This is a genomic window from Streptomyces sp. SID5910, from assembly GCF_009862125.1.
In the GTDB taxonomy this organism is placed as follows: domain Bacteria; phylum Actinomycetota; class Actinomycetes; order Streptomycetales; family Streptomycetaceae; genus Streptomyces.
The window spans coordinates 1-6867 of the sequence record NZ_WWHX01000389.1 but is presented as its reverse complement, the minus strand read 5'-3'; the positions used below and the strand labels follow the sequence as shown (position 1 = coordinate 6867).

Genomic DNA, 6867 nt, shown 5'->3' with positions numbered 1-6867 from the left:
CGCGGCCACCGCGCCAGCCCGCCCGCGCCGGTCGCCACGTCGCCGCGTGGCGCACACCGACCCCGCCCCGCTGCTGGGCGGTCGCCGCGTCACCGGGTGGCGCACGCCGACCCCGCCTCGCGTCTGTGCGATGACCGCGTCACCGCATGGCGCACGCCAACCCCGTCTCGCCGCGGGGCGGCCACCGCGTCGGACCGCCCGTCGGGCAACGGCGCCGCCCCCGCGTATCCCGATCGGCGCAGGACTCACCCGCCCGCACGGGCCGGCGCTCCGCATCGCATCGCGAGTTCCCCGCTCACAGGGGCTGCGCGGTCGCCCCATACGCGCTGTAATGGCGACGTGGTCAGTGAGGGCATCGCGGAGCGCGGGACGAGGACGCTGCGTGCCGAGGGTGCCCTGAAGGCGATCGCGGCCCTTCCGGACCGCGGCGACCGACTGCGCCGCGTCCTCGAACAGGCCCTCGTGTTCGGCGGAGCCGCCCTCGTCGCCGTGTACACGCCCGGCGAGGACCGCGAGCTGCTCTGCCTGGCCGAATCGGCCGGCGTACCGAGGACGCTGTACGGCGTGCGCGACAGCTATCCCGCGGCCGGCGGCTCCCCGGTCGCCGACGCCCACCGGGACGGGACCCCGGTGTGGCTGGGCCCCGAGGAGTTCGCCGGGTCGGCCGAGTCGCGGCACGTCCCCTCCAGCGGCTTCTCCCTCGCCGTCCTGCCCGTTCCCGGCGACGGCGGCTGCCTCCTCGCCCTGACGGAGTGCCCGGGCGGCTTCGGCCCCGAGGACCGGGCCTGTCTGGAACTGGTCGCCGACGCGGCCGTGAGCCCCGCCCCGCCCGCGGCGGCCGAGAGCGCCGAGGGCCGGGAGCTGCGGCCGGACGCGTTCTCCCTGGCCATGGACACCGGCCGGGTCCAGGTCGGCGACGACATCCTGCGGTTGTTCGCCCTCACCCCGGACGACTTCGACGGCAAGGTCGAGACACTGCTCGGCCTGACCGTGCCCGAGGACCTGCCCTCCCTGATGTCGGTCGTCGAGTCCGACCACATGTCCATCGGCGACCGCGAGCTGGAGTTCCGGGTGCTCCAGCCCACCGGCCCGCCGAAGTGGCTGCGACTGCGCGGGCGCCTGCTGCCCGGCGGCGACGGCAGGCCCGCTCGCCTCGTCGGCACCGTCGCCGACGCCTCCACCCTGCGCCCCGACGTGACCGACGTCGCCCGCGTCCAGCGCCTGGCCGCCGCCCTGGCCACCGCGGGCACCGTCCGGGACGTCAGCCAGGCCGTCGTCGCCGCCCTGCGCAGGCCGCTGCGCGCCGACCGGATCGCCCTGGCCGAGCTGGAGGGCGACCGGCTCGTCGTCACCGTCCTCGACCCGCCCGAACCGGAGTCGTGGCCCGAGCTGTGGCGGCTGGAGTGGCGCACCGAGTGGCCCGACGCACCCGTGCGCGCCATGCCGACCCTCGCCTCGGCGCTGCGCGAGGGCCGCGCCCAGATCTGGCCCGCCGGCACCGCGCTGGAACCGGCGCTCGCCGACGTGGGCCCCGGCGGCCTGGCCGTCCTGCCGCTGCCGGCCGCGGGCCGCACGGCCGGCGTCTGCCTGATCGGCTGGGACTCCCCGCACGACTTCGGCCCCGACGAGCGCGCCCTGCTCACCGCCTCCGCCGGCCTCGCCGGGCAGGCCCTGATGCGCGCCCACGCCTTCGACGCCGAGCACGAACTCGTCGGCATGCTCCAGCGCCAGCTCCTCCCGCGCCGCCTGCCGGAACTGCCCGGGGCGGTCGCCGTCGCCCGCTATCTGCCCAGCACGGCCGGACTGGAGCTCGGCGGCGACTGGTACGACGTGATCCCGCTGCCCGACCACCACGTCGCCCTGGTCATCGGCGACGTCCAGGGCCACAGCGCCGGCGCCGCCACCCTCATGGGCCAGATGCGCACCGCCCTGCGCGCCTACGCCGTGGAAGGGCACCCGCCGGACGTGGTCGTCTCCCGGGCCAACCGGCTGCTGACCGACATGGGCACCGACCTCTTCGCCACCTGCGTCTACGTCGACCTCGACATGGAGGAGGGCTCGGCCTGGTGCGTCCGCGCGGGCCATCTGCCGCCGGTGCTGCGCCACCCCGACGGCTCCACCGAGATCGCCGAGACGGAGGGCGGCCCGCCGCTCGGCGTGGTCGCGCAGGCCGACTTCCCGATGAGCCCGCTGCGGCTGCGGACCGGCACCCTGATCGCCCTCACCACGGACGGACTCGTGGAGTCCGCCGACGCCGACATCGACGAGGGCATGGACCGCTTCGCGCACGCGCTGGCCGTCTCCGACCCCGCCCACCTCGGCCTCGTCGCCGACGCCCTGCTCGGCAACGCCCGCCGCAGCGACGACGTCGCCCTGCTGCTGGTGCGCTACGACGGCATGGACACGCGCCCGCGGCGCGAGACGTGGACGGTGTGGCGGCTGCCCGAGGCCGTCCGGCACGCCCGCCGCTTCACCAACCGCACCCTGCGCTCCTGGGGCGTACCGGCCTCCGACATCGACGCCGTGCTCCTGGTCGTCTCCGAGCTGGTCACCAACGCCCTGGTGCACACCGACGGCAAGGTCCGCCTCGACCTGACCCTGGTGGGCAGCAGGCTGCGCGTCGCGGTCGCCGACGCGTCACCGCGTACGCCGGTCAAGCCGACCAGCATCGGCTGGGAGGCCACGGGCGGGCGCGGCATCCTCCTGGTCGAGGCGGTGTCGACGACGTGGGGGACGCTCCCGGTGGGCGGCGGCAAGCAGGTCTGGAGCGAGATCACCCTGGGCCGGTGAGCCCGCCGGTCCCCTGGCCCGGACACCGCCCCGTGCCCGGCCGGAACCGGGCGGATCGCCGCCGCCCCGCCGGGTACCCGGCCGCCACAGCGATCCGACGAGGGGGTACGTCATGACCCAGTACGTCCGAGACATCATGACCGCCGATCCGGTGACCGTCGAGCCGCAGACCTCGGTCACCGCGGTGGCCCGCATCATGCGCGACCAGGACCTCGGAGCCGTCCTGGTGACGGACGGCGGCCGGCTGCGCGGACTGGTCACCGACCGCGACCTGGTGATCCGCTCCCTGGCCGAGGGCGGCGACCCGGAGCAGACCACCGTGGCCGCCGCGTGCAGCGACGACCTGGTGACCGTCCGGCCCGACGACGAACTGGTCCGCGCGGTCCGGCTGATGCGCGAGCACGCCGTACGCCGCGTCCCGGTCGTCGACGAGGGGCACCCCGTGGGCATCGTCGCCCTGGGCGACCTGGCGATGGAGCGCGACCCCGGATCGGCGCTGGGTGACATCAGCGTGGCCCGGCCCAACCCGTGAGGGCGGCACGCCCCCGTTTCACCGGCGTACGCCCGGGGACCCGCAGGGCATCGGCACCGGACACAGAAGGAAGATGATGCCTCGTGAGCGCGGACACCAGCGAGAAACCCGCTGTCCGCCGCCTGGAGACGGGCTGGTCACAAGCCCGTCGCCTGCGCAGCAAGGGTGCCGTGCGCACCTGGGTACCGGCCGTCGAGGACGGTGACGTCCCGCGCGCGTCGCGGACGGGCCAGGAGTCGAACATCGTCCGGGGCGAGGACTGACCGCACCCCGGGACGGAGAACGTCGAGCGCCGGCCGTCGTGCCGGCGCGGCCCGTGTCCGGGCCGTGCGGAGACCCCGGGAGGCTCCTGAGGCCGGCGGGTGTCTCAGCAGTGGTTCTTGGCGAGCAGTTCCAGGATCTCGGCCGTCGTGCCGGTCTCGCCGAGCCGCGGGAAGATCCGCTCGATGCTGTTGCGGTGCGCGTCGGCGTCCATGTCGCTCATCGCGTCGGTGGCGAGCGTGACGTGGTAGCCGTGCTCGTGCGCGGCCCGGGCGGTGGACTCCACGCCGATGCTGGTGGCGATGCCGGCCAGCACGATCTGGGTGACGCCCCGGCGGCGCAGCTGCACGTCGAGCCCGGTGCCGTGGAAGGCGCCCCAGTTGCGCTTGGTGACGGTGATGTCGCCGGGGTGGCCGGCCAGTTCACCGACCACGACGTCCCAGCCCTCCGGCCGGGTCCCGCCGGCGCCGCCGACATCGGTACGGCCGGGCACGGCGTCCGCGCCGTCGGCGGCGAAGGAGACCCGGACCAGCACCACGGGCAGGTCCCGTGCGCGGAAGGCGTCCGCCAGCTCGGCGCCGCGCGCGACGACCTCGGCCCCGCTGTACGGCTGGGTCGGCGCGGCGACGATGCCGGCCTGGAGGTCGATCACGACGAGGGCGGTGCGGGGGTCGAGGGCGGTGACTGCCATGGGGGAGGGCCTTTCGGTGGTACGGGTGGTTCGGGTGAGCTTCGTACGGCTTCAGGTGGGGGAGGGGGCTGGTCTCACGGCCGGGTCAGCCGCTCCAGCAGGGCCAGCGCGTCGAGGACCGTGTCCCGTTCCTCGGCGGTGCACCGGTCCTGGAAGGCCCGGGCCAGCCACTCCGCGCGGACCCGCCGGTCGCCCTCGACGCGGGCCCGGCCGGCCTCGGTGAGGGTGACGAGCTGCCGGCGGCCGTCCGCCGGGTCGGGGCTGCGGCGGATCAGTCCGTGCCGGTCGAGGGCGACCAGCGTGGCCGCCATCGACTGCGGCCGGACGCCCTCGGCGGACGCCAGCGCGCTGGCCGTCGCCGCGCCGTGCTTGCCGACCAGCGTGAGCGCCGACACCTGGGAGGGCGTGAGGTCCTCGTCCCCGGCGACCTCCCTGATCCGCCGCCGCAGCCGGGTGAGGACCACGTGCAGTTCGCGCGCGGCACGGGCGGCCGAGTCGGAGATGCCCTCGGGGGGCTCCACGGCGTCGGCGTCGGCTTCCATGCCGCCACCGTAGATTCGACAGGTGAGACTGTCCAGTTTCACCTGAACAGTTTTACCTGCGCATGGAGGAGAGCGCGCCGCTAGGCTGGATCCGTGCGCCTGCTGCTCATGTCCGACACCCATCTGCCGAAGCGCGCCAGGGAGCTGCCCGCGCCGCTGCTGGCGGAGATCCCGCGCGCCGACGTCGTCCTGCACGCGGGGGACTGGGTCGACACGGACACGCTCGACCTGCTGGAGGAGCGCAGCCGGCGGCTGGTCGCGGTCTACGGCAACAACGACGGACCCGGACTGCGCGCACGGCTGCCCGAGGTGGCCCGCGCCGACCTCGGCGGGCTGCGCTTCGGCGTCGTCCACGAGACGGGGGACGCCAAGGGCCGCGAGGCCCGCTGCGCCGCCCGCTTCCCCGACCTCGACGTGCTGGTCTTCGGGCACAGTCACATCCCGTGGGACACCACGGCCGGCACCGGCCTGCGGCTGCTCAATCCGGGGTCCCCGACCGACCGGCGACGCCAGCCGTACTGCACGTACATGACCGCCATGGCCGCCGACGGCCGCCTGGAGGACGTCGCACTGCACCGTCTGCCGCGGCGGCAGGACACGTCCGGGACATGAGGACGGGCAGCGCCCCTGAGGACGCTGCCCGCTACGTGCCGGGCCGCTCCGTGTCGAAGGTAGCGGCCCGGGGGCTACGAGTGTGCGCTGTCACGGACCTCCTTCCGTCAGGAGTACTGCCGAGGACATGCATGCCTCATCCGATGCCGGGCGACTACCCCTCTCCGCACGGCTCACACACGGGAAAAGGGCCGGAAATCCTGGGCGGCGGTTCCGCGTGGCTCAGCCGGCCGACGGCCCGGTCCGTGCGGCTTGTCCCCGGTGCCGAAGGACCCGAGCTGCCGGCCGGTGACGATGTCCAGCACGCGCACGGTGTTGGCTGTGGACGCCGACGCCGCGACACGGGTGCCGTCGGGTGAGACCGCCATGTGGTCCGCGCGGTAACCCGGCACGGGGAAGCGCCAGTTGAGGCGGCCGGTGGTGAGGTCGAGGGACACGACGTCCGCGAAGCTCGGCCGGGAGACGACGATCGACCTCCCGTCCGGCGTCGAGTACATGTCGTCGACGAACTGGTCGTGTCCCGCCACAAGACCGCGGACACGACGAAAACCGGCCCCGGCGCGAGCAGTCGGCGCCGGGACCGGTGGGAACTGCGCCCCTCGGTCACTCGTCCCACGCCTGGATCATGGTCTGCCGGACGATCTTCCCGTCCCGCAGCGACATCATCGACTCCGCCAGGACGCGGGCGCCGTCGGGATAGGCGCAGGACTCCGTGAAGGCGGCCCGGTCGCCCTGGACGACGCAGTTCTCGAGCTTGTGCGTCATGTCGCGGCTGTAGACGTCGTCGAGCATCTCGGCGATCTCGTCGCGGCCGTGCAGGACCTTCGGGCTGCTGGGCTGGGTGTAGCGGTCCACGATGCGGATCTCCGCGTCGTCCGCGTAGAGCGACAGCAGGGCCGCCGCCGTCTCCTCCTCGATGCCCCGGCGCAGTGCTTCGCTGTCGAAGCCGGGACCTGTGCTGGTGCCCATGACGACCTCCTCGGAAGGTCGCGGCCCGACCGGAACGGGCCGCGGAGGGCCTCTCCTTCGAGCGTCCTCCGCCGGGGCGGCCGCGGCAAGCCCTGCCGTACCGCTGCTCCCCACGGGTGAGTGCGCTCCCGCCCCCGTGTCCGGCCCCGTCCCGTCCGCGTTGCCGAAGACATGATCTCACCACGACGCATCGCCGCCGCGATCGCTCTCGCCGCGGCTGCCACCGGCCTCCTCCTGCCGGCGGCGCACGCCGCCGGTCCCGGCTCGGCGGAGGCCGTCGCGCTCGGCCCCGCGCTCGGCTCGCTCGCCGTCGACGGCCTGCCCGCGGGGCGCGACGACTCCCGGACCAGTCCCGCCGTCCACCTGCACCGGCCCGCCACCCGCGACCAGCTCCAGCAGGTCACCGGTCTGCTGTCCCCGGTGTTCGGCGCCGTCGCCGGGAGCTGACCCCGCACCCCCCCCGCACCCCC

8 protein-coding genes and 1 pseudogene are annotated in these 6867 nt (G+C 74.9%); 5 read left to right on the top strand and 4 right to left on the bottom strand.

Features of this window, described 5'->3' with window-relative positions; genetic code table 11:
• Positions 1–339 precede the first annotated feature (339 nt).
• From GTW67_RS13250 to GTW67_RS13240, 3 genes are all read left to right on the top strand, one after another.
• Positions 340–2790 carry a SpoIIE family protein phosphatase gene (locus tag GTW67_RS13250; protein WP_161165014.1) on the top strand — a complete coding sequence of 817 codons (2451 nt, stop codon included), beginning with the start codon at positions 340–342 and terminating at the stop codon, positions 2788–2790.
• A gap of 112 nt (positions 2791–2902) precedes the next feature.
• A complete protein-coding gene (locus GTW67_RS13245; RefSeq protein WP_161165013.1) occupies positions 2903–3322 on the top strand; it encodes a CBS domain-containing protein in 420 nt (139 codons plus the stop codon).
• 83 nt (positions 3323–3405) lie between these two features.
• Complete coding sequence (locus tag GTW67_RS13240; RefSeq protein ID WP_161165012.1) at positions 3406–3585, top strand: hypothetical protein; 180 nt, start codon at positions 3406–3408, stop codon at positions 3583–3585.
• A 104-nt stretch (positions 3586–3689) separates the two neighbouring features.
• Here the strand turns inward: GTW67_RS13240 and GTW67_RS13235 are convergent, their stop codons facing one another.
• Together GTW67_RS13235 and GTW67_RS13230 are read right to left on the bottom strand one after the other, a co-directional pair.
• Positions 3690–4274 carry a hydrolase gene (locus GTW67_RS13235; RefSeq protein WP_161165011.1) on the bottom strand — a complete coding sequence of 195 codons (585 nt, stop codon included), beginning with the start codon at positions 4272–4274 and terminating at the stop codon, positions 3690–3692.
• Between the two features lie 74 nt (positions 4275–4348).
• Complete coding sequence (locus GTW67_RS13230) at positions 4349–4816, bottom strand: MarR family winged helix-turn-helix transcriptional regulator (RefSeq protein ID WP_161165010.1); 468 nt, start codon at positions 4814–4816, stop codon at positions 4349–4351.
• 93 nt (positions 4817–4909) lie between these two features.
• Here GTW67_RS13230 and GTW67_RS13225 point away from each other — a divergent pair, with 93 nt between their 5' ends.
• Positions 4910–5428 (top strand): YfcE family phosphodiesterase, encoded by a 519-nt coding sequence (locus tag GTW67_RS13225; RefSeq protein WP_161165009.1) that lies wholly within the window; start codon positions 4910–4912, stop codon positions 5426–5428.
• A gap of 245 nt (positions 5429–5673) precedes the next feature.
• On the opposite strand, the pseudogene GTW67_RS13220 reads toward GTW67_RS13225, so the two are convergent.
• Positions 5674–5955: pseudogene (locus GTW67_RS13220) on the bottom strand (YncE family protein); the annotation flags it as partial.
• A 76-nt stretch (positions 5956–6031) separates the two neighbouring features.
• On the bottom strand, positions 6032–6397 hold the full coding sequence (locus tag GTW67_RS13215) for a nuclear transport factor 2 family protein (protein ID WP_161165008.1): 366 nt from the start codon (positions 6395–6397) through the stop codon (positions 6032–6034).
• Positions 6398–6568: 171 nt separating this feature from the next.
• On the opposite strand from GTW67_RS13215, the gene GTW67_RS13210 reads away from it, so the two are divergent.
• A complete protein-coding gene (locus GTW67_RS13210) occupies positions 6569–6844 on the top strand; it encodes a hypothetical protein (protein WP_161165007.1) in 276 nt (91 codons plus the stop codon).
• Positions 6845–6867: the final 23 nt, after the last annotated feature.

Bases quoted from the DNA above. Each gene is read 5' to 3' on its own strand.
- GTW67_RS13245 (WP_161165013.1), top strand. From the start codon at position 2,903: ATGACCCAGTACGTCCGAGACATCATGACCGCCGATCCGGTGACCGTC.
- GTW67_RS13235 (WP_161165011.1), bottom strand. From the start codon at position 4,274: ATGGCAGTCACCGCCCTCGACCCCCGCACCGCCCTCGTCGTGATCGAC.
- GTW67_RS13215 (WP_161165008.1), bottom strand. From the start codon at position 6,397: ATGGGCACCAGCACAGGTCCCGGCTTCGACAGCGAAGCACTGCGCCGG.
- GTW67_RS13230 (WP_161165010.1), bottom strand. From the start codon at position 4,816: ATGGAAGCCGACGCCGACGCCGTGGAGCCCCCCGAGGGCATCTCCGAC.
- GTW67_RS13210 (WP_161165007.1), top strand. From the start codon at position 6,569: ATGATCTCACCACGACGCATCGCCGCCGCGATCGCTCTCGCCGCGGCT.